The sequence below is a fragment of the Ruegeria sp. HKCCD6604 genome (assembly GCF_013110635.1).
Classification (GTDB): Bacteria; Pseudomonadota; Alphaproteobacteria; order Rhodobacterales; family Rhodobacteraceae; genus Ruegeria.
Genome location: NZ_WVQW01000001.1, coordinates 1,444,224 through 1,466,144, shown reverse-complemented (window position 1 = coordinate 1,466,144; position 21,921 = coordinate 1,444,224). Strand labels below are relative to the sequence as shown.

Annotated in this window: 21 protein-coding genes; 14 read left to right on the top strand and 7 right to left on the bottom strand. The window is 59.4% G+C overall.

The window, feature by feature from the left end; translation table 11 throughout:
- Nucleotides 1–3 precede the first annotated feature (3 nt).
- Complete coding sequence (locus GS614_RS07285) at nt 4–465, bottom strand: Lrp/AsnC family transcriptional regulator (RefSeq protein WP_152459027.1); 462 nt, start codon at nt 463–465, stop codon at nt 4–6.
- A 102-nt stretch (nt 466–567) separates the two neighbouring features.
- Here GS614_RS07285 and GS614_RS07280 point away from each other — a divergent pair, with 102 nt between their 5' ends.
- From GS614_RS07280 to GS614_RS07265, 4 genes are all read left to right on the top strand, one after another.
- A complete protein-coding gene (locus GS614_RS07280) occupies nt 568–1,983 on the top strand; it encodes an aminotransferase class V-fold PLP-dependent enzyme (protein WP_171725843.1) in 1,416 nt (471 codons plus the stop codon).
- A 64-nt stretch (nt 1,984–2,047) separates the two neighbouring features.
- Entirely contained in the window at nt 2,048–3,133 is a 1,086-nt protein-coding gene (hisC, locus tag GS614_RS07275; protein ID WP_171725842.1) for a histidinol-phosphate transaminase, read from the top strand.
- Nucleotides 3,130–4,050 (top strand): prephenate/arogenate dehydrogenase family protein, encoded by a 921-nt coding sequence (locus GS614_RS07270; RefSeq protein WP_171118835.1) that lies wholly within the window; start codon nt 3,130–3,132, stop codon nt 4,048–4,050. Before hisC ends, GS614_RS07270 begins: the two co-directional genes overlap by 4 nt.
- The gene (locus GS614_RS07265) at nt 4,047–4,880 is read left to right on the top strand and encodes an extensin family protein (RefSeq protein WP_171615500.1); all 834 of its coding nucleotides are present in this window, start codon (nt 4,047–4,049) and stop codon (nt 4,878–4,880) included. Before GS614_RS07270 ends, GS614_RS07265 begins: the two co-directional genes overlap by 4 nt.
- On the opposite strand, the gene GS614_RS07260 is transcribed toward GS614_RS07265, so the two are convergent.
- Nucleotides 4,877–5,875, bottom strand: coding sequence for a DUF2125 domain-containing protein (locus GS614_RS07260; protein WP_171118830.1), 999 nt, complete (start codon nt 5,873–5,875; stop codon nt 4,877–4,879). The two genes, GS614_RS07265 and GS614_RS07260, sit on opposite strands and share 4 nt — an antisense overlap.
- Before the next feature lie 66 nt (nt 5,876–5,941).
- Here GS614_RS07260 and GS614_RS07255 point away from each other — a divergent pair, with 66 nt between their 5' ends.
- From GS614_RS07255 to GS614_RS07245, 3 genes are all read left to right on the top strand, one after another.
- Nucleotides 5,942–6,472: a gamma-glutamylcyclotransferase gene (locus GS614_RS07255; RefSeq protein ID WP_152459021.1), complete on the top strand. Its 531-nt coding sequence runs from the start codon at nt 5,942–5,944 to the stop codon at nt 6,470–6,472.
- A gap of 69 nt (nt 6,473–6,541) precedes the next feature.
- Nucleotides 6,542–7,720, top strand: coding sequence for a biopolymer transporter ExbB (locus GS614_RS07250; RefSeq protein WP_171168959.1), 1,179 nt, complete (start codon nt 6,542–6,544; stop codon nt 7,718–7,720).
- 3 nt (nt 7,721–7,723) lie between these two features.
- The gene (locus tag GS614_RS07245; protein ID WP_171725841.1) at nt 7,724–9,466 is read left to right on the top strand and encodes a peptidoglycan -binding protein; all 1,743 of its coding nucleotides are present in this window, start codon (nt 7,724–7,726) and stop codon (nt 9,464–9,466) included.
- Between the two features lie 50 nt (nt 9,467–9,516).
- Here GS614_RS07245 and GS614_RS22090 read toward each other — a convergent pair whose 3' ends face one another.
- The 3 genes from GS614_RS22090 to gloB form a co-directional block, all read right to left on the bottom strand.
- Nucleotides 9,517–10,404 (bottom strand): YHYH protein, encoded by an 888-nt coding sequence (locus tag GS614_RS22090; protein ID WP_171725840.1) that lies wholly within the window; start codon nt 10,402–10,404, stop codon nt 9,517–9,519.
- Between the two features lie 138 nt (nt 10,405–10,542).
- Nucleotides 10,543–12,867: an ATP-dependent Clp protease ATP-binding subunit ClpA gene (clpA, locus tag GS614_RS07235; protein WP_171168952.1), complete on the bottom strand. Its 2,325-nt coding sequence runs from the start codon at nt 12,865–12,867 to the stop codon at nt 10,543–10,545.
- A gap of 174 nt (nt 12,868–13,041) precedes the next feature.
- On the bottom strand, nt 13,042–13,809 hold the full coding sequence (gene gloB, locus GS614_RS07230; RefSeq protein ID WP_171168950.1) for a hydroxyacylglutathione hydrolase: 768 nt from the start codon (nt 13,807–13,809) through the stop codon (nt 13,042–13,044).
- A 61-nt stretch (nt 13,810–13,870) separates the two neighbouring features.
- Between gloB and GS614_RS07225 the strand changes: the two genes are divergently transcribed.
- The 7 genes from GS614_RS07225 to GS614_RS07195 all read left to right on the top strand — a co-directional run bounded on the left by GS614_RS07225 (nt 13,871) and on the right by GS614_RS07195 (nt 20,232).
- Complete coding sequence (locus tag GS614_RS07225; protein ID WP_152459015.1) at nt 13,871–14,605, top strand: class I SAM-dependent methyltransferase; 735 nt, start codon at nt 13,871–13,873, stop codon at nt 14,603–14,605.
- Between the two features lie 302 nt (nt 14,606–14,907).
- A complete protein-coding gene (locus GS614_RS07220) occupies nt 14,908–15,468 on the top strand; it encodes a F0F1 ATP synthase subunit delta (protein WP_170346038.1) in 561 nt (186 codons plus the stop codon).
- Nucleotides 15,469–17,007, top strand: coding sequence for a F0F1 ATP synthase subunit alpha (gene atpA, locus GS614_RS07215; protein WP_152459013.1), 1,539 nt, complete (start codon nt 15,469–15,471; stop codon nt 17,005–17,007). It begins immediately after the preceding gene.
- Between the two features lie 15 nt (nt 17,008–17,022).
- Complete coding sequence (locus GS614_RS07210; protein ID WP_171118815.1) at nt 17,023–17,901, top strand: F0F1 ATP synthase subunit gamma; 879 nt, start codon at nt 17,023–17,025, stop codon at nt 17,899–17,901.
- 18 nt (nt 17,902–17,919) lie between these two features.
- A complete protein-coding gene (atpD, locus tag GS614_RS07205) occupies nt 17,920–19,344 on the top strand; it encodes a F0F1 ATP synthase subunit beta (RefSeq protein ID WP_152459011.1) in 1,425 nt (474 codons plus the stop codon).
- A 12-nt stretch (nt 19,345–19,356) separates the two neighbouring features.
- Nucleotides 19,357–19,767: a F0F1 ATP synthase subunit epsilon gene (locus GS614_RS07200; RefSeq protein ID WP_171118811.1), complete on the top strand. Its 411-nt coding sequence runs from the start codon at nt 19,357–19,359 to the stop codon at nt 19,765–19,767.
- A 114-nt stretch (nt 19,768–19,881) separates the two neighbouring features.
- Nucleotides 19,882–20,232 carry an H-type lectin domain-containing protein gene (locus GS614_RS07195; protein ID WP_152459009.1) on the top strand — a complete coding sequence of 117 codons (351 nt, stop codon included), beginning with the start codon at nt 19,882–19,884 and terminating at the stop codon, nt 20,230–20,232.
- Nucleotides 20,233–20,276: 44 nt separating this feature from the next.
- Here GS614_RS07195 and rpiB read toward each other — a convergent pair whose 3' ends face one another.
- A complete protein-coding gene (gene rpiB, locus GS614_RS07190) occupies nt 20,277–20,726 on the bottom strand; it encodes a ribose 5-phosphate isomerase B (RefSeq protein WP_171363929.1) in 450 nt (149 codons plus the stop codon).
- Between the two features lie 103 nt (nt 20,727–20,829).
- Entirely contained in the window at nt 20,830–21,849 is a 1,020-nt protein-coding gene (locus GS614_RS07185; RefSeq protein WP_152459007.1) for a ribose-phosphate pyrophosphokinase, read from the bottom strand.
- Between the last annotated feature and the right edge of the window lie 72 nt (nt 21,850–21,921).

The following is a 21,921-nucleotide window of genomic DNA, read 5'->3' as shown; positions in this document are numbered from 1 at the left end:
CGGTCAGATCGGCAGGGGCCTGCCTTCGGCGATCGCTTCCATCGCGAAATACGAGGTCACGCTGTCCAGCTCGACCTTTTCGATCAATCGTTGATAGACCTTGTCATATGACGACATGTCCTGCGTTACGACTTTCAGCTGATAGTCGTAATCCCCTCCGATCCGATGAAAATCCACCACTTCCGGGATTGTCAGAACATGGCTCCGAAACGCCTGAAGCCACTGGGCAGAGTGGTGTCGGGTGCGGAGCATGACGAAGACCACAAGGCTCAACCCCAGTTCTTCTCGTGCGATGCGGGCCGTGGATCCGATCAGCACACCGTTTTCGTTCAGGGCCTTCAAGCGCCGCCAGCAGGCATTCTGGGACAGGCCAACCCGATCCGCCAATTCCCGCTGTGACAGGGTGGCGTCCTTTTGCAGCTCTTTCAGAATGCGTGTATCAATTTGATCTATTTTTGATGTCATAACTGATCATATGACACAAATTTTTTAAAATCCACGCAAAGATATGTGAAGTTTCCTCGGGCCAGAAATATCACATTGGTATGGCAGTAAGGAGCCAATGTCATGACCCTGTCCAAATTTCGTGCGGAACTCTGTTCCACCGCTCACAATTCAAATCTGCGCGATGGGCTGATCGGCGAGAACGTTCTGATCCCGGGTCTGCTTGGAGACGTGCCGCTTGTCTATGCGGATTACGTCGCTTCGGGCCGCGCGTTGCGGCAGGTCGAGGATTTTGTGGCGCAGGACGTATTGCCGTTTTACGCAAACAGTCACACCGAGGCCTCCTACTGTGGGTCCTACATGACACGTCTGCGCCGCGAAGCGCGGGCGGAAATAGCCCGCATTGTTGGTGCTCGGGAAGAGGACGCGGTGATCTTTACCGGGTCCGGCGCCACTGCGGGGCTCAATCGGTTGGTCAGCCTGCTAGGGGTGGCAGAGGCTGACCAGCCGATTGTCTTGATCGGCCCGTACGAGCATCACTCAAACATTCTGCCGTGGCGCGAAAGCAAGGCACGTGTCATCGAAATCCCCGAGGCCGAGGGCGGTGGTGTGGACCTGCATGCGCTGAAAGCCGCTCTGGAGGCCCATGTGGATGCCGATTTGGTGGTCGGTTCGTTTTCTGCCGCGTCCAACGTAACGGGCATTGTTACCGATCCTGATCCGGTCACGCGGATGCTCAAGGCGTATGGTGCCTTGGCCGTTTGGGACTATGCCGGTGGTGGGCCCTACTTGCCGATGGACATGGGGCCGGAAGGGGCCCGAAAGGATGCGATCGTGGTTTCGCCGCACAAGTTTCCCGGTGGCCCGGGCGCGTCAGGTGTTTTGGTTGTGAACCAATCGGCCGTGAAACGGACGTGCCCCAGCTGGCCCGGCGGTGGAACCGTCAGTTTCGTGTCACCGTGGCGACATGACTACAGCACCGATCTGTCCACCCGGGAAGAGGCCGGGACGCCCAACGTGATCGGAGACGTTCGTGCGGCGCTGGCCTTCATCGTCAAGGATGTCGTCGGAACGGACGAAATCGCCCGGCGTGAGGCGCAGTACAATCAAATGGCGCTGGACGGCTGGAAGAACAACCCGAACCTGACCCTGCTTGGGGTCGAGAAAGCGCACCGTCTGCCGATCTTTTCCTTCCTGGTGCGCGACAATGCGGGCCAGCCCGTGCATCAGCAGCTGTTCACGCGGATGCTCAGCGATATCTACGGCATTCAGGCGCGGGGCGGCTGTGCCTGTGCCGGACCCTACGCCCACCGCTTGCTGGGGATCGATCAGGCAACGTCAGAGGCGCTGCACGCTGCCTTGTCCGCCGGGGAAGAAATGAAAAAACCCGGCTGGGTGCGTCTGAATTTCTCATATCTGATGAGCGAAGAGACGGTTCAGTTCATCATCGACAGCGTCAATGACCTGTCGCACCGGACCGAAGAATTCACGCCTTACTACAACGCTGACCCGGCAACAGCGCGCTTCAAGGCCGCATGAGGGAATTGCCGCTTTTCTCAAACCTTTGAGACAGGTATGAGAGGCCCATTCAACGGAGCCTCTCATGACCAAGATCACCCCACAACCCGGCATTATGGACATCGCGCTGTATCAGGGCGGCCAGTCGCATGTGGCGGGAGTGGAGCATGTGATCAAGCTGAGCTCGAACGAGAACCCGTTTGGACCCAGTCCCAAGGCCATAGAGGCGGTGCGCGACAGCGCGGCCACTCTGCATCGTTATCCCAGCACCGACCACGCGAGCCTGCGCGCGGCCATCGGCGCACGCCATGGGCTGGACCCTGCGCGGATCATCTGCGGTGTCGGCAGCGACGAGGTATTGCAATTCGTCGCCCAGGCCTACGCGGGGCCGGGGGACGAGGTGATCTATACCGAGCACGGGTTTTCCATGTACCCGATCATCGCCCGCATGGCCGGCGCGACGCCGGTCATGGTGGCCGAACGTGACCGCAAGGTGGATGTGGATGCCATTCTCGCCGCGGTGACGGGGCAGACGCGGATCGTGTTTGTCACCAACCCCGGGAATCCAACTTCGACCATGATCCCGAACGACGAACTGGAACGTCTGGCGTTGGGTCTGCCCGACGCCTGCCTGATGGTTCTTGATGGCGCTTATGCGGAGTTTGTCGATGGGTTCGATGGCGGGGCGTCGCTGGTTGACGCCCATGAGAATGTAATCATGACGCGCACCTTCTCAAAGGTGTACGGGCTGGGCGGAATGCGTGTCGGATGGGGCTATGCGCACCGCCCGATCATCGACGTGCTGAACCGGGTGCGCCAGCCCTTCAACCTGTCAATGACCGCATTGGCGGCGGCTGAAGCTGCGGTAAACGATGTGGAATTCCTGACCTTCTGTCAGGCCGAAAACGCGCGCCTTCGTGTGTGGCTGGCCGATCAATTGGCCGAGACAGGCGTGCCGTCGGACCCGTCCTGCACCAACTTCATCCTAGCGCGTTTCGCCGATCAGGCCGAGGCCGAGGCCTGCGATGACTACCTGAAAACGCAGGGTTTGATTGTCCGCCGGGTTGCAGGCTACAACCTGCCGAACGCCTTGCGGATCACCGTGGGCGACGAAGAAGCCTGCCGCCGTGTGGTTGCGGCGATCACTGCATTCAAAGAGGGCGCAGCATGAGCCAGATTTACGACCGCGTTGCGCTGATCGGGCTGGGCCTGATTGCTTCGTCCATGTTCTGGGCGATGAAACGTGCAGGGCTGGCCGGGGAAGTGACGGGTTATGCCCGGTCTGAAAAGTCCCGTGAAACCGCGCGCAGGATCGGATTGTGTGACCGTGTTTGCGACACGGCACGCGAGGCGGCCGAAGGCGCCGATCTTGTCGTGCTCTGCGTGCCTGTGGGGGCTATGGGCGCAGTTGCAGAAGAAATTGCATCCGTGCTGAAACCCGGTGCCACCGTTTCGGATGTGGGTTCGGTCAAGCGGGGCGTCATTCGGGCGGTGCAACCGCATATCCCCGACGGTGTGCATTTCGTCCCGGCGCATCCTTTGGCAGGGACCGAGCATTCCGGCCCTGAATCCGGGTTTGCCGAACTCTTTGACAATCGCTGGTGCCTGTTGGTCCCGGTCGAGGGTTCGGACCCGGATGCCATTGCCCGCCTGCGCGCGCTTTGGGAGGGTATGGGGTCGAATGTCGATGAGATGGATGCGGATCATCACGATCTGGTCCTCGCCGTAACGTCCCATGCGCCGCACCTGATTGCCTACACGATGGTTGGCGTGGCCGACGATCTGCGACGGGTAACCGACAGCGAAGTCATCAAATATTCGGCCGCCGGCTTCCGCGACTTCACCCGGATTGCCGCGTCCGACCCGACCATGTGGCGGGATGTGTTCCTGTCCAACAAGGATGCGACGCTGGAAATCCTGGGCCGGTTCACCGAAGAGCTTTTTGCCCTGCAACGCGCCATACGCACCGGCGACGGCGATCATTTGTTTGACTACTTCACCCGCACCCGTGCTATTCGTCGCGGCATCATCGATGCCGGGCAGGATACGGATGCGCCGGACTTTGGGCGGGGAAAGGCAAGTTCATGAAACTGCGTTGGGGGCATATTCTGATCGGGGTCGTGGCTTTGAGCGCCGCGCCGGTTCAGGCCGCGCCCCTTGACCAGTCTTTGGTGCCCCTCATGCGCCCTTTGACTGTTCAGCAGTCTGTCAGCGCGCCTGCCCCTTCTGACACTGCCAACCTGCGTCCGGTTTCGCGTCCGGTTTCCCCGCAAGTCACCGCTGCGGCGGCGCGCCCGTCGGAACTGCCACTTCTGGGGCCGGACACGTCCTTGATGCCTTATTTGCGACCCAAGTCCGTCGAACAGCAGGTGTTGTTCAAAAGGCGCAAGCTGCGCAAAGGGTCTGTTTGCGGGGATATTGCCATTCAGGGCAAGCCTGTTGGTCGGGTGGGCAGCAAGAATTCAGCCTGTGGTGTCAAGGATGCGGTACAGATCACCTCGGTTTCGGGTGTGATGCTCAGCCGCCCCTCGACGATGGATTGCGGCACCGCCATTGCGTTGAACAAGTGGGTCGACAAGACCGTCAAACCCACCTTCAAACGCCGCGGACCCGTGGTCGAGTTGCAAATCGCCGCCCATTATGCCTGCCGAACCCGCAACAACCGTAAAGGCGCGCGGATATCCGAACATGGCAAGGGTCGTGCGATCGATATCTCAGGTTTCAAAATGGCTGACGGTGAGGTGGTGACCGTCCTGAACGGGTGGCGCAAGAACCCGTCTCAGAAACAGCTCAAGAAGATCTGGCGCGGGGCGTGCGGCCCGTTTGGTACCGTGCTGGGACCGAATTCCGATCGCTATCACAAGGATCATTTCCACCTTGATACGGCCCGCTATCGCAGCGGACCCTACTGCCGTTAACGCAGGATCAGGCGCGGGGCAGGGCCCAAAGGCAGCGGCCCGAGCGCCACGAAACCATCGCGGAAATTCAGTTGCAGATCCAGCGCGTTGGGGTTTCCGCCCAGCCCTGCCAGAAAGTTCAGCCCTCGGGTGACGGGATCTACGGCCTGATCAGGAAGGGCTCCTGCCGCGTTTGCCATTGCGATCATATCCCGCCAGTTTTCGGCTTTGACGGCAATCTCTCCAGTCGGGATACCTTGGGCGTCCACATCCAGATCGCCTGTCGCGAACAGGCGCAGCTCACCCCATTTGATCTCGGCCAGACGCAGATCGATGGCCACGGGCTGCGGACGGCTGTCTTCGAGGGCGGACCGGCTCCAAACCTTGTCGAAAGTGGTGACCATATCCAGTTCCAGCGTCTCAAAGCTCTGCGGTAATGAACTTGCGGAATGCATCAGGGCCCGCAGTTTTTCCCCCGGTGTAAACCCATCCGCGCGGGCCGTGATGGAATAGGCTTCTGAAATTGGCGTTTGTTCCATGATCAGGCTCAGCGTGTCGCCCGAGGCCAGCTTGGTGGAGTTTTCCGTCACCGACCAGGCTCCGGCCGTCAAAGCCATTTTCTCCAGCACGAGCGAGACGCCGGGCTGCAATTGCAGCTCGGCAAGCAATTCGTCGGCCACAATTGTTGATGTCTGGTCGAAATATGACAGGCGTTGCGGTGTGTCCGCGAACCGCAATATCTGACGACCGGGCCAGATGGCGGGGCTTTTGAATTCGATCCAATCCGCGCTCCATGCCGTGCCGTTCACCGGATCCGCCAGAGCCGGATTGTTCAGACGGGTCATGTGGTGGGTCGGATAGCCCGCTGTCGCGACATTCGAGAAATCCGCTTGCCAGCCGCGCGCCTCCTGCTGTTCGAACCAGCCAGTGATCGCAGAGCGCAGGCCATATCCGGCCACGAACCAATAGGCGCTCCATGCCAGGGAAACAAAAATCAACACTCGTATCAGACGCATTCGAAAGGCCCTTTTTCCCGCCTTGGAATTGATGTTTATAGGCCGAAACAGGCAAGGACCAGTGCAATGACGATGTGGGTATTCGGATATGGATCACTGCTGTGGAATCCGGGCTTTCCGGTGGCACGCAGTGAACGCGCGACACTTCATGGTTATTCCCGGTCCTTCTGCATGAGCTCGATCCACCATCGCGGGACCGAAGAAAAACCCGGCCTGGTGCTGGCACTGGACGAACAGGAGAACGCAAGTTGCACCGGTTTGGCCCTTGCGGTCGAGGCGGGTCACGAAGACCGTACGCTGCACGAGCTGCGCGAGCGCGAGCTGATTTCCTCGGCCTATGTTGAACGTATGCTGGATGTGCACCTGGAAAACGGCGAAATCGTCAATGCCGTTACCTATGTGATCGATGCCGACCACGTCCAGTATTGCGGCGGGATGCCGTTGGAGGAACAGGCCCGGATCATCGCCCATGCGGTTGGCGGGCGCGGTCCGAATGACGAATATCTTTACAACACCGTAGAACATCTGGCCGAGATCGGGCTGCGTGACCATGATCTTGAGTGGTTGGCGCAACGGGTGCGCGACATCACCGCATAAACTCTTGGCGTCACGCGCGGAATCCCGCTAGATTCGACGCAAAGCAGGCAAATACCGGGAACCACGCGCATGGCGCAGGCACATCAGGGCGCGAGACCCCATTTCTCGCATCCAATTCGACAAATTCTGTTGATGTTGATGGCGATCGGCCTGTCCGGGCTGGGGGTGTTTCTGGCGCTGCCATACGTTTTGCCGGTTTTTTATGCCAATCCGTATCTGAATGGCTTCATCCTGATTGTGTTCTTTATCGGCGTCTTCGCCTGTTTTTATCAGGTTACGCAGCTGATCGGGTCCGTGCGCTGGATCGAGGCCTTTGTCGGTGGTGTTGTTCGCGAAGATGCGCGCACACCACAGTTGCTGGCGCCTTTGGCTTCGCTGCTGCGCGAGCGAGGCGCGCGCTCACAGATCAGCTCCACCTCAACCCGGTCCATTCTGGATTCCGTGGCCGAGCGTGTCGAAGAAGAACGGGAAATCACGCGTTATATAACCAATGTTCTGATCTATCTGGGTCTGCTGGGTACATTCTTCGGCCTGGCGACAACCGTTCCAGCCATTGTCGACACAATCCGCAGCCTGAACCCGCAGGAAGGCGAAGAGGGGCTGGCCGTCTTCAATCGTCTGATGACGGGGCTCGAGGCGCAGTTGCAGGGGATGGGTGTTGCGTTCGGGTCGTCTCTGCTGGGTCTGGCGGGATCGCTGATTGTTGGTCTGCTCGAAGTGTTTGCCGGGCACGGGCAGAACCGCTTCTATCGCGAGCTCGAAGAATGGCTGTCCTCGATCACCCGCGTTGGATTTGCCGGCGGCGAAGAGGGCGGGGCAGAGATCGCCGTACTGACACCTGTGCTGGATGCCATGTCCGAACAGATGGATGCATTGCAGGATCTGTTTGCCGCTCAGGAAAGTGAGCGGGCTGAGGTTTCGGCCAAGCTGGGGCAACTGGTCGATGTGATTGCCGAGATGAACAATCGTCAGGCCAATACCGAAAGCGTCACGTCTGCTCTGGAGCGTGTCGCGCTGGGGCAGGATGCGTTGCTTGACCACATGCGCGAACACGGTGCAGGCGATGGCATCGACGCCGAAAGCCGGATGCGCCTGCGCTCAATGGATGTGCAACTGCTGCGCATTCTCGAAGAGATTTCGGCGGGTCGGCAGGAAAGCATGAACGAATTCCGCAAGGATATCGAACTGCTGGTCAAGGCCCTGACCCTGCCGCGGGGTGCGGTGCGCACCACGCCGGAAGGAGAGTAGCCCATGGCGCTGTCCCGCCGCACCGGTCAACGCTTTCAGGGCTCGGTCTGGCCCGGATTTGTGGACGCGATGACGGGGCTGTTGATGGTGCTGACTTTCGTTCTGACCATCTTTATGGTGATTCAGTTCGTGTTGCGCGAAACCATCTCGGGGCAGGAAGACGAACTGACGACACTGGCAGACGAGGTTGCAGCGCTTGCGGGCGCGCTGGGTTTGGAAGAGCGTGAAAACAGCCGCTTGCAGGCAAGGCTGGGTGCGTTGAACACGACGCTGTCGCAGGCCGAAGACGATCTGGCGCAAGCGCAGTCATTGATCGCCTCACTAACCACCGAACGCGACCGTCAGGCCGCCGCGCTGGATCAGGCGCAGACCCGTATCACGGATTTCGAAGCACAGGTTGCGGCGCTGCTTGCCGAACAGGAACAGGCTTTGGGCGACATTGCCGCGCTTGAGACCGAGCGCGCGCAATTGCTGACGGAACAAGAGGCGCTGAACCTCGCCCTTGCGCAAAGTCGCGACGAAATCGATGCACAGACCGAAGCGGCCCGTTTGGCTGCCGCCCGCCGCGAGGCGCTGGAGGCACTGGTCGCGGATCTCGAGCAAAGCGGCAAGGAACGCGCGGCGGAAATCACGGCCCTTGAACAGCAACTGAGCGATGAGGAAGCCGCCCGTCTGGCCGAAGCTGCCGCTGCCGAAGCATTGCGAAGCCGCCTTCAGGATGCAGATGCCGAGCTGACGGCCATGACGCTCGCGTTGGAGGCACAACGCAAAGAGGCCGAAGACACGTTGACCCTTCTGGCCGCCGCGCAAGCCGCGCGGGCCGAGCTTGAGCGGCAATTCGGCGACGTGAGCCCTGAGGAATTGCGCGCCCAGCTTGAAGCCGCCCTGGAGGCGCAAACGCAAGCGCAGGCGGATGCTGATGAGCAACGCACTCTGGCCGAACAAAGGCAGGCCTTGCTGGCGCTGGCCGAGTCGACCTTGTCGGAGGAGAAAGAAATCTCTGCCGAGGCCCAGCGTGAGGCTGCCCTGCTGAACCAGCAGATTGCCGCCCTGCGCGGGCAGTTGGGGTCATTGCAGGCCCTGCTGGACGATTTCGAAGAGCGCAACGAGGCCGCCGAGATCCAAATCCAGACTTTGGGGCAGGACCTGAATGCCGCGCTGGCCCGTGCCGCTTCGGAAGAACGCCGCCGCCGCCTGCTGGAAGAAGCCGAACGTCTGCGTCTCGAGGCCGAGGCCGAAGCCCTGGCCGGTCAGAATGAGGAACTGGCAGCGCAGGCGGAAGATCTGCAACGCTATCGTTCGGAATTCTTCGGACGTCTTCGGGACGTCCTTGGCGATCAGGAAGGCGTGCGGATTGAAGGCGACCGCTTTGTCTTCTCGTCCGAGGTTTTGTTTCCGACAGGATCAGCCGTGCTGTCCGCGGAAGGGCAGCAGGAGGTTGCGAAAGTTGCCAACATCCTGCGCAGTGTCGCCGCCGAAATTCCACCCGGTCTGAACTGGGTGATCCGGGTCGACGGCCACACCGACAACGTTCCGCTGGCCGGTTCAGGCCGATACCGAGACAACTGGGAACTCAGCCAGGGTCGCGCGTTGTCTGTCGTGCGCTATATGGTCGACGCGCTGGGCATCCCGCCCAATCGTCTGGCAGCAAACGGGTTTGGTGAATTCCAGCCGGTCAATCCGGCTGACACGCCCGAAGCGCGGGCACAGAACCGCCGGATCGAGCTGAAACTCACGGAAAGATAGCAAAACCCATGCCTCTTGCCTGGGTAATCTGCGTGATGGGGTCAAACCGATTACCGTCTGCCAAAGCGAAAGCTTTGATCCGGAGTGCCCATGAAACACCGGGGTACCACGGGGTAATCCTCGGTCAGAAAGTACGCATAGGTTCCTGAAGGGTATTCTGCTGAAACGGTGAAGGCGCCGTTGCATTGGTCCAAATTGCCGTGACCCTGAACAAAAACGTAGTCCTCGTTGAAGGTGCCGTCATGCCGCCCGCCCGGCGCAGCGCCACCCGGCCGGTTGCCGGTTTTCAGACGATAGGACGACGTCATTTCGGTCACTTTGCCCCCTACGACGCCAGTGACGGCATATATCGGGAAACCATCTGCGGCATAGCCGATCAAGGGTGAATGCTCGGACGGTGACCATCCAAGCAGCTTGACCAACCCTGTCGGTACACCGTGATAGTGATATTTTCCATTCGGCTGTACATGGGCAAAATTGGCGTCCAATCCCAAGGAAACAGCGCCACCCAGAGCATTGTAGGACCACCCGGATCCGGGGTCGCCATGCCAGAACTCGGCCGCCAGCGGGTCGAACACAACCCCGTTGAGTGACACGCCAAAGTTCCACCCCATTTGCAGCGGTGTGATTGCACCTTTGGCCGTTGGATTTGCAGGCAATTTCAACCTGACCTTCTGCTGTTCGATCTGGTGCGGATTGCCTTGGTTTGGAAACCGGCCAACCAGATGATCAGGAATACCATTGCCCGTCACTTTGATTTTTCCGCCTTTTTCTTTCACCGAGGCGCTGCTTTTCCCGGGGTTTTCGGTTGCGGGCACCAACCTCAGCGGTTCTGCGGTCGTTTCGTCGTGATAGCGAAACCGGTGCTGTGCAGTTGCCACAGCGGCAACGGCGGATAGGGCAAAGGCGGCGCCCCAGAGGATTGAAATTTTGCTCACGTGTCGATCCCTGTCTTGCGTTCATCATTGAAGATGACACGCAGCAGAAGTCTTTTTCCGTCGCATTTTATGCTGCCAGCAGAGAAAAAGCCCGGCGATGGGGATCGCCGGGCTTTAAAGGAATTGTCTGTTTTCCGGTCAGTCTGCCGTCAACAGAGGTGGTTTGTCTCCTGAAATGCGCCGTTGGTCCGGGCCAAGAATTTCAAGATCCAGTTCGCCTTTCTTGACCGAGACACGAACCACGCCGCCCTTGGCCAACTTGCCGAACAACAGCTCTTCGGCCAGGGGTTTCTTGATGTGCTCCTGGATCACGCGACCCAGCGGGCGTGCACCCATCTTGTCGTCATATCCCTTGTCGGCCAGCCACTCGGCAGCTTTTGGGGTCAGGTCGATGGTCACGCCACGATCCAGCAGTTGTGCCTCAAGCTGTAGGACGAATTTCTCGACTACCTGCAAAATGACCTCTTTCGGCAGCGGTGCGAAGGAGATCACGGCATCCAGACGGTTGCGGAATTCCGGTGTGAACATGCGCTCGATCGCGGCCGTGTCTTCGCCTTCGCGCCGATCGCGACCGAAGCCGATGGCGGCCTTGGCCTGTTCCTGCGCGCCCGCGTTCGAGGTCATGATCAGCACCACGTTGCGGAAATTCACCGTGCGCCCGTTGTGATCGGTCAGCTCGCCGTGGTCCATCACCTGCAACAGGATGTTGAACACGTCCGGGTGGGCCTTTTCGATTTCGTCCAGCAGCAACACGCAATGCGGATGCTGGTCGACACCGTCGGTCAGCAGACCACCCTGATCAAACCCGACATAGCCCGGAGGGGCACCGATCAGGCGGGAAACCGCATGTTTCTCCATGTATTCCGACATGTCGAAACGCAGCAGTTCCACACCCAGGGTATCTGCCAGCTGTTTCGCCACCTCGGTCTTGCCAACCCCCGTCGGACCGGCAAACAGATAGTTGCCGATGGGTTTTTCAGGTTCGCGCAGACCGGCGCGGGCCAGTTTGATCGCACTGGACAGCGCCTCGATTGCCAGATCCTGACCAAAAACCACCCGTTTCAGCGATGCTTCGAGGTCTTTCAGCACCAACGCATCATCCTTGGTGACGTTCTTGGGCGGAATACGCGCGATCTTGGCGACAACCGCCTCGATCTCTTTGACGCCAATGGTCTTGCGCCGCTTGCTTTCCGCGACCAGATGCTGCGCCGCGCCGGCCTCATCGATCACATCGATGGCCTTGTCGGGCAGCTTGCGGTCGTTGATGTAACGCGCCGACAGCTCGACCGCCGTCTTGATCGCATCGGCGGTGTATTTGATGTCATGATGCTCTTCGAAATAAGGCTTCAGCCCGCGCAAAATCTTTACGCTGTCTTCTACCGAAGGCTCGTTCACGTCGATCTTCTGGAACCGGCGGCTCAGCGCACGGTCCTTTTCGAAGTGCTGACGGAACTCTTTGTAGGTGGTCGAGCCCATGGTGCGCAGTTTGCCGCCCTGAAGCGCAGGCTTCAGCAGGTTCGAGGCATCCATAGCCCCGCCCGAGGTCGCCCCGGCACCGATCACGGTATGAATCTCGTCGATGAACAACACCGCGTCCGGGTGATCCTCCAGTTCGGTCACAACCGCTTTTAGACGTTCTTCGAAATCACCGCGATAGCGGGTTCCGGCCAACAGCGCGCCCATGTCCAACGAATAGATCGTGGTATTGGCCAGCACATCGGGGGCCTCGCCACCGACGATCTTGTGCGCAAGGCCTTCTGCGATGGCGGTCTTGCCCACACCCGGATCCCCCACCAGCAGCGGGTTGTTCTTGCGGCGGCGGCACAGCACCTGGATACAGCGTTCCACTTCATCCGAGCGTCCGATCAGCGGATCGACATCGCCCGCTCGAGCCTTGGCGTTCAGATCCACGCAGTATTTTCCCAGCGCGCTTTCTTTCTGTTCGGCTTCGCCGGATGTGGTCTGGGCGTCTTCTTCCACCTGATCCGCACCGGATACCGAGCGGCTTTCGCCATAGGCAGGATCCTTGGCGACGCCATGCGCGATGAAATTGACCGCATCGTAACGGGTCATGTCCTGTTCTTGCAGGAAATAGGCGGCGTTGCTTTCGCGTTCGGCGAAAATGGCGACCAGAACGTTGGCGCCGGTCACTTCGGTCCGGCCCGAGCTTTGAACGTGGATCGCCGCGCGCTGAATGACGCGCTGGAACGCTGCGGTGGGTACGGCTTCGGATCCGTCGATATCCGTGACCAGATTCGAAAGATCCTCGTCGATGAACTCCACCAAAGTGCTGCGCAACTCGTCCAAATCGACACTGCACGCTTTCATGACGCGCACGGCATCGGGTTCTTCCAGAAGGGCCAGCAGCAAATGCTCCAGCGTTGCGAATTCATGGCGCCGTTCATTCGCAGCCGCCAGGGCCGCGTGGATGGCTTGTTCCAATGTGCTCGAGAATGAAGGCACGCGGGTGCTCCTCTGTCTTGGGTCAGAAGGGGGCGGTTTCTTGGCCGGAACCCCATCCCAACCATGTCCTCATAATACTAGAGTTTGGTTGATCGTGGCCCGGCTTCAAGGGTTTTCTTTCACTTGACAGTCACATTTGTTGTGACCGTGGCCCTGAAGAGGAGCAAATAGGCATCAGAACCGGTCTTTTCTAGCCCGAATTTCGGCAAAAACGGCCTCGGGGTCAGCGCCCACCATACCCAATTTCGTCTGAATCGCCGGATCGGCGGCCCTCAGGAACGGATTTGTGGCCTTTTCAAGGGCCAGAGTCGAAGGAACAGTGGCTTTTCCGGCCGCACGCGCGCGGTCGATATCCGCAATGCGATCTTTCAAGGCTTGGTTTTCGGGATCGACTGTAATCGCGAATTTGGCGTTGGATTGTGTATATTCGTGCCCTGAACAGACCAAAGTGTCGTCCGGCAGGGCGGCCAGCTTGTTCAAAGAGACCCACATTTGCGCGGGTGTGCCCTCGAACAGGCGCCCACAACCCAGCGCCATCAGGCTGTCGGCGGTGAACACGGCGGAACTCTGCGGCATGTAGAAAGCGATATGGCCATCCGTGTGCCCGGAAACGTCCAGAACCTGAACCGGTTCGCCGCCGATCTCGAAACTGTCCCCCTCGGTAACTTGCTGATCCAGCGGCGGCAGGCGATTTGCGTCAGCGGCGGCCCCGATGACTTTTGCCGGCTGTTTGGCCAAAATCCCCGACAGCCCGTCCACGTGATCCCAGTGATGATGGGTCAACAGCACATGCGACAGTGTCCACCCTCGGTCATCCAGCGCCTTCAGGACCGGTGCGGCCTCAGGCGCGTCGATCAGGGCGGTCTGGCCAGTGACGGCGTCATGCGCCAGAAAGGCGTAATTGTCGCTGAGGCACGGGATTGTAACGATTTCAAGAGGCATGGCCTTTTGCCCTTTCATTGCTAGACTACGCCCAGCTAAGCCGATTGACCGGATGTCCGCAATGCATCTTGATGTACAGGATCTGAGGAACTTCTATTACCGCAGCACATTGGGGCGTGCGGCGCAGGCGGCTATTCGCGGGCGTCTGATCGAACTTTGGCCCGAAGCAAAAGGCCAGACAGTGGCGGGATTCGGTTTTGCGGTGCCTTTGCTGCGCCCTTACCTGTCGGATGCGCGCCGGGTCATCGGGTTGATGCCGGGACCACAGGGCGTGATGCCATGGCCGGCAGGCATGCCCAACGTTTCGGTCCTGACCGAAGAAACCCTCTGGCCGATCGAGACCGGCCACGTGGACAAGCTTGTGGTGATGCATGGGCTGGAAACGTCGGAACGGCCAAACCAGTTGCTTGACGAATGCTGGCGCGTGCTGGGCCCCGGTGGCCGGGCCGTCTTCATCGTACCCAACCGGGCGGGCCTGTGGTCACGGTCGGACAAGACCCCGTTCGGGTTCGGACGTCCGTACTCTGCGACTCAGCTGGAAAACCAGCTCAAGGCGCATCACTTCCTGCCCGAGGTGCATTGCTCGGCCTTGTACATGCCTCCGTCATTCCGGCGTTTCTGGTTGAAATCCGGCAATCTGATCGAAAAGACCGGCCAGCGGATTCCGACGGTGATGGCAGGTGGGGTGCTGATGGTCGAAGTCAGCAAACATATCCGCCCGCCAAGCGGCAGCGTGACCAAGGATGCGGTCAAAAAGCCGATCAAGGCGCTTGACGGCTTGCTGAAGCCCGCCTGACAAACCCGGGCAATTCCATGTGAAAAACAGAGGAAAAAAAGTCACAGGAATCGCAAAAACCTGCATATTCGTAACATTTTTCAACTGGGCCAATGTGTTCAAACCGTCGCACTTGCCGTAAGTTAATGAAAAATAACAATTTGTGGATAATTCTGTTACCGCTATAGCGTATTGCTTGGTTGGTTCGGCTCTGCTACATCCCCGGTGATTTTGATCCCCGCCCTTCAAGGACGGGGTTTCTTCACGCCCCCGGGGTAGCTGCCGCACGCGAATTCGGGGCCCAAAATATCGGAAGGGTGGACGTGTCCGAACCAGCTTCGATTTCCACTGGCATCGCCGAGCGCTATGCCACCGCGATCTTCGAGATCGCAAAAGAGAACAACGACCTTGCAGGTCTGGAATCCGGCATCAATGATCTGGCAGCAGCGCTGGACGACAGTGCAGAGCTGCGCGACCTGATCGCCTCGCCGCTGGTGTCCCGCGCTGAACAGGAAGGCGCGATCACTGCGATCGCAGACAAGATGGGTCTGAACCCCATCCTGCGCAACACACTGGGTCTGATGGCGCAGAAGCGCCGCCTGTTCGTCTTGCCGCAACTGCTGAAGGTTCTGCGCGACATGCTGGCCGAAGAGCGCGGCGAAGTTACCGCCGAGGTCGCCTCGGCCAAGGCGCTGACCAAGACCCAGATGGAAAAACTGTCCAAGACACTGTCCGAGCGCGTGGGCAAGACGGTGACAATCAATGCGACCGTGGATGAAAGCCTCATCGGCGGTCTTGTCGTTAAAGTGGGCTCGAAGATGATCGACAGTTCGATCCGTTCGAAGCTGAACTCCCTACAGAATGCAATGAAAGAGGTCGGATAAATGGGAATCCAAGCTGCAGAGATTTCTGCAATCCTGAAGGACCAGATCAAGAATTTTGGTCAGGAAGCCGAAGTGGCCGAGATCGGTCGCGTGCTGAGCGTCGGTGACGGGATTGCCCGTGTATACGGTCTGGACAATGTGCAAGCCGGTGAGATGGTCGAATTTCCCGGCGGCATCATGGGCATGGCGCTGAACCTGGAAAGCGACAACGTCGGTGTCGTTATCTTCGGTTCCGACCGTGACATCAAAGAAGGTGACACCGTCAAGCGCACCAACTCGATCGTGGACGTTCCGATCGGTGACGAGCTGCTGGGCCGCGTTGTGGACGGTCTGGGCAACCCGCTGGACGGCAAAGGCCCGATCAACGCAACCAAGCGTGGCGTTGCAGACGTGAAAGCCCCCGGCATCATCCCGCGTAAATCGGTTCACGAGCCGATGGCAACCGGCCTGAAATCGGTTGACGCGATGATCCCGATCGGCCGTGGCCAGCGTGAGCTGATCATTGGTGACCGTCAGACCGGCAAAACCGCCGTTGCTCTGGACGCAATCCTGAACCAGAAAACCTACAACGACGCAGCAGGCGACGACGAGTCGAAGAAACTGTACTGCGTTTACGTAGCGATCGGTCAAAAGCGTTCGACCGTTGCACAGCTGGTGAAGAAACTGGAAGAATCCGGTGCGATTGAATATTCGATCGTTGTGGCCGCAACCGCTTCGGACCCGGCTCCGATGCAGTTCCTGGCACCCTACGCCGCAACTGCGATGGCTGAATACTTCCGCGACAACGGCCGCCACGCGCTGATCATCTATGATGACCTGTCGAAACAGGCTGTGTCCTATCGTCAGATGTCGCTGCTGCTGCGTCGTCCGCCCGGACGTGAAGCCTATCCTGGCGACGTTTTCTACCTCCACTCCCGTCTGCTGGAACGTTCGGCGAAGCTGAACGAAGACTTCGGCGCGGGTTCGCTGACCGCTCTGCCGGTTATCGAAACTCAGGGTGGTGACGTTTCGGCGTTTATTCCGACCAACGTGATCTCGATCACCGATGGCCAGATCTTCTTGGAAACCGAACTGTTCTACCAGGGCATCCGTCCTGCCGTGAACACCGGTCTGTCGGTTTCGCGTGTGGGCTCTTCGGCTCAGACCAACTCGATGAAGTCGGTTGCCGGTCCGGTTAAACTGGAACTGGCTCAGTACCGCGAAATGGCTGCTTTTGCGCAGTTCGGTTCAGACCTCGACGCCGCAACCCAGCAGCTGCTGAACCGTGGTGCGCGTCTGACCGAGCTGATGAAACAGCCGCAGTACTCGCCGCTGACCAACGCTGAAATCGTCTGCGTCATCTTCGCAGGTACCAACGGTTACCTCGACAAGATCGATGTGTCCGACGTTGGCCGTTACGAAGCTGGCCTGCTGGCACACCTGCGTGGCAAGCACGCGGATCTGCTTCAGTGGATCACGGACGAAGACCCCAAGATCAAGGGTGACGCTTCCGACAAGATCAAGGCTGCGCTGGACGAATACGCCGCAACCTTCGCTTAAGGGAGAGGCGGGCATATGCCAAATCTTAAGGACCTTAAAAACAGGATCGAGTCGGTCAAATCGACCCGCAAGATCACCAAGGCCATGCAGATGGTCGCGGCTGCAAAACTGCGCCGCGCCCAGGAATCTGCCGAAGCCTCGCGTCCGTATGCCGAACGGTTCAATGCCGTGATGGCAGGGCTGGCGGCTTCGGTCGGGGGCAGCGACAGCGCCCCCAAGCTGCTCCGTGGAACGGGCAGCGATGATGTCCATCTGCTGGTTGTCATGACAGCTGAACGCGGCCTCTGCGGCGGCTTCAACTCGAACATCGCCAAGCTGGCCCGCCAAAAGGCGGAAGAGCTGCGCCTGAAAGGCAAGACGGTCAAGGTTCTGACTGTCGGCAAGAAGGGTCGCGACGCGCTCAAGCGTGATTTTGGCGATCTGTTCGTTGGACATATCGACCTGAGCGAGGTCAAGCGTCTTGGCTATGCCAACGCGCAGGACATCGCGAAGGACATCCTGTCTCGTTTCGACGGGGGAGAGTTCGACGTTGCCACGATCTTCTACTCGAAGTTCGTCAACGTCGTGACCCAGATCCCGACAGCACAGCAAATCATCCCTGCCTCGTTCGAGGACGAAGCGGCGGGTGACGACAGCGGTGCCATCTTCGACTATGAGCCCAGCGAAGAAGCCATTCTGGCCGACCTGCTGCCCAAGGGGGTTGCGACTGCGATCTTCTCGGCTCTGCTCGAAAACGGGGCGTCCGAACAGGGTGCACGGATGTCCGCGATGGACAACGCGACACGCAACGCGGGTGAGATGATCGACAAGCTGACGATCCAGTTCAACCGCTCGCGTCAGGCCGTGATCACCAACGAGCTGATTGAAATTATTTCCGGCGCCGAAGCGCTGTAAGAAAACCGGAGACGAAACATGGCGAATGCAAAAGGCAAAGTCACACAGATCATCGGGGCCGTCGTCGACGTGCACTTCGAAGATCAGCTGCCTGAAATTCTGAACGCGCTGGAAACCACCAACAACGGCAAGCGCCTGGTGTTGGAAGTTGCTCAGCACCTGGGTGAAAACACTGTCCGCACCATCGCGATGGACGCGACCGAAGGTCTGGTCCGCGGCGAGGCCGTGACCGACACCGGCGCACCGATCTCGGTTCCGGTCGGCAACGCCACCCTGGGCCGCATCCTGAACGTGGTCGGCGAACCGATCGACGAAAAGGGCCCGGTCGAAGCCACCGAAACCCGCGCCATCCACCAGCCCGCGCCCGAGTTCGACGAACAGTCGACCGAGTCGGAAATCCTGGTGACCGGCATCAAGGTCGTTGACCTGCTGGCCCCTTACGCCAAAGGCGGTAAGATCGGCCTGTTCGGCGGTGCCGGCGTTGGTAAAACCGTTCTGATCATGGAACTGATCAACAACATCGCAAAAGTGCACTCGGGCTTCTCGGTGTTCGCGGGTGTTGGTGAACGGACCCGTGAAGGGAACGACCTGTACCACGAGATGATCGAATCGAACGTCATCAAACCCGACAACCTGTCGGAAAGCCAAGTGGCCCTGGTTTATGGTCAGATGAACGAGCCTCCGGGTGCGCGTGCACGTGTTGCTCTGACCGGTCTGACCTTGGCCGAGCAGTTCCGCGACCAGTCCGGTACCGACGTTCTGTTCTTCGTCGACAACATCTTCCGCTTTACGCAGGCGGGTTCCGAGGTGTCGGCTCTGCTGGGTCGTATTCCTTCGGCGGTGGGCTACCAACCGACACTGGCCACCGACATGGGCGCCTTGCAGGAACGCATCACCTCGACCAAGTCGGGATCGATCACTTCTGTTCAGGCGATCTACGTGCCTGCGGACGACCTGACCGACCCTGCGCCGGCAACCTCGTTTGCCCACCTTGACGCGACCACCGTTCTCAACCGTGCGATCTCGGAAAAGGGTATCTATCCGGCCGTTGACCCGCTCGACTCGACCTCGCGTCTGCTTGATCCGGCCATCGTTGGAGAAGAGCACTACAAGGTTGCGACCGACGTTCAGCAGATCCTTCAGCGCTACAAGTCGTTGCAGGACATCATCGCCATCCTCGGCATGGACGAACTGTCGGAAGAGGACAAACTGACCGTGGCACGTGCCCGTAAGATCGAACGCTTCCTGTCGCAGCCGTTCGACGTGGCCGAAGTCTTCACCGGTTCGCCCGGCGTTCAGGTTCCTCTGGATGTGACCATCGCGTCGTTCAAGGCCGTTGTGGCCGGCGAATACGATCACCTGCCCGAAGCGGCCTTCCTGATGGTTGGCGGCATCGACGAAGTGATCGCCAAAGCGGAGAAGATGGCCGCAGAAGCCGCCTAAGGAGTATCCCTGATGGCAAACACGATGCAATTCGACCTCGTCAGCCCCGAGCGGAGCCTTGCTTCGCTGCAGGCGAGCGCGGTCCAGATTCCCGGCGCGGACGGGGACATGACGGCAATGCCCGATCATGCGCCCACCATCACCACGCTGCGCCCCGGTCTGCTCAAGGTCGAGGCACCCGAAGGGTCCAGCGAATACCTGGTCACCGGCGGGTTTGCCCAGATCAACGGCGACAGCCTGTCGGTCCTGGCCGAAAAGGCCATCCCGGTGGATGAAGTGACCCGCGCGCATCTGGACGAGCTGATCGAAGACGCCCGCGCCTCGCATGAGGCAGCCAAGGGTGGCGATGATCAGACCATCGTCGACGACGCGGCCAAGCTGCTGGCTGACATGGAAGCCCTAGGAACACATATGAGCCTGTAACGGGCCCACCGGTGAAAAATTTGAGCGGCCTCGCAATTGCGGGGCCGTTTTTTTGTCGTGCTTTTGCCGAAATGCCGGGGTAAGTTGCGGGAATTCAAGAATAATGATGATAAGATGAAAAAGTTTCTAACCCATCCCATTGGAATTGAGCAGGGTGAAGATGTCCTGTTCTCGGAGTTTGCTGAAGGCGGCGATATGTGGACCGGGCAGGGGCCGCGTGAACGCCGCACACACATTCGGTTCAAAGAAGCATTTCGGACCCCGCCCGTGGTGCAGATCGGGATCTCGCTGTGGGATGTCGACACGTCCTCGGCGCTGCGCGCAGAGGTTCAGGCCGAACATATCACCGCCGAGGGTTTTGACGCAGTATTCCGGACCTGGTCCGACACTCGGATTGCCCGCATCCGGGCAAGCTGGACCGCGATAGGAGAGGTGGCACACCCGGACGATTGGAATATTTCCTGATCCGGGTTCGCCATGTTTTCAGGCGTTTGAACGATTGATTGGGCTCAGTCGTCCTGCGCTTCGATCATGTCCACGCGCGTGGCGTGGCGGCCGCCTTCGAATTCGGCACCCAGAAACGCGTCAACGATGTCCAGCGCCAGACCTTCGCCGACAACCCGCGCACCAATCGACAGCATGTTGGCGTTGTTGTGCTGGCGGATCATGCGGGCCGAGAATGCGTCTGAACAAACGCCACAGCGAATGCCAGGCACTTTGTTTGCAGCCATCATGATACCCTGCCCAGTGCCGCAGAGGACGATACCCAAGCTGCAATCGCCCGAGGCAACGGCCTGCGCCGCGGCCTTGCCGTGCTTGGGGTAATGGGTGCTTTCCGGGCTTGTCGGGCCGATATCAACCACGTCCCAACCTTGCTGTGCGATGTGGTTGGCCACGGACTGGCGCAGCTCGATCGCCGCGTGATCGCTGGAAAGAACAATACGTTTGTTGGCAGTCATGGAGGTGATTCCACTTGTATCGCCGATCGCGCCCCATGGTCAGATATCCGCGCAATCGGTATTTCAGATATCAGGGGGCGACATGTTCGGTCGCCCCTGTAGCTCAATCCATCTGGTACATGGATTCGTAGATCGGGGTCAGCGTCTTGTCTTCGAACAGCGAAGACACACTGGTTCCGTTCCAGATGTTCAGGATCGCCTGGGTGAAGATCGGCGCAGTCGGAACGATGCGGATATTCTTTGCCTTCAAAATCTCTTTGGTCGGCTGGATCGTATCGGTCAGCACCAGCGACTTCATGACCGAGTTCGTCACCCGCTCGACCGCGGGGCCGCTCATGACGCCATGCGTGATGTACGAATGAACTTCCTTGGCGCCATTGTCCAACAGGACCTGCGCGGCCTTGCAAAGCGTTCCGGCGGTGTCACACATGTCGTCGACGATCAGGCAGATCTTGTCCTTCACATCCCCGATAACGGTCATTTCCGCGACTTCGCCTGCTTTCTCGCGCCGCTTGTCAACGATCGACAAGGGGGCATTGATGCGCTTGGCCAGTTCACGCGCGCGCGCCACGCCGCCCACGTCGGGTGAAACCACCATGATCTCATCCAGATTGTCCTTGAACTGGTTTTTGACATCCAGCGCAAAGATCGGCGAGGCGTACAGATTGTCGACGGGCATATCGAAAAAGCCCTGAATCTGCGCGGCATGAAGATCCATCGTCAGAATCCGCTCGATCCCTGCACCGGTCAGCATATTGGCCACCAGCTTGGCGCTGATGGGCGTGCGGGCCTTGGTGCGGCGATCCTGGCGGGCATAGCCGAAATACGGGATCACGGCCGTGATGCGTTGCGCCGACGAGCGGCGCAGTGCGTCGGCGATGATCAGCAGCTCCATCAGGTTGTCGTTGGCCGGGTTCGAGGTCGGCTGGATGATGAACATATCCTCGCCGCGTACGTTCTCGAACACTTCAACGAAGATCTCGCCGTCGTTGAACCGTTCGACGCGTGCATCGACCAATCCCTGGTCGACACCGCGATACAGGCTCATTCGGCGGGCGATGGTTTCGGCAAGTGGAAGGTTGGCGTTCCCAGCGATAAGCTTGGGTTCGTGAAGTGTCGGCATCGGCTGAGGTCCCCGGGCAGCAATGGCAATGTGACAGATTCGTGATGTTGACACCGCTTAGCATGGCCTTAC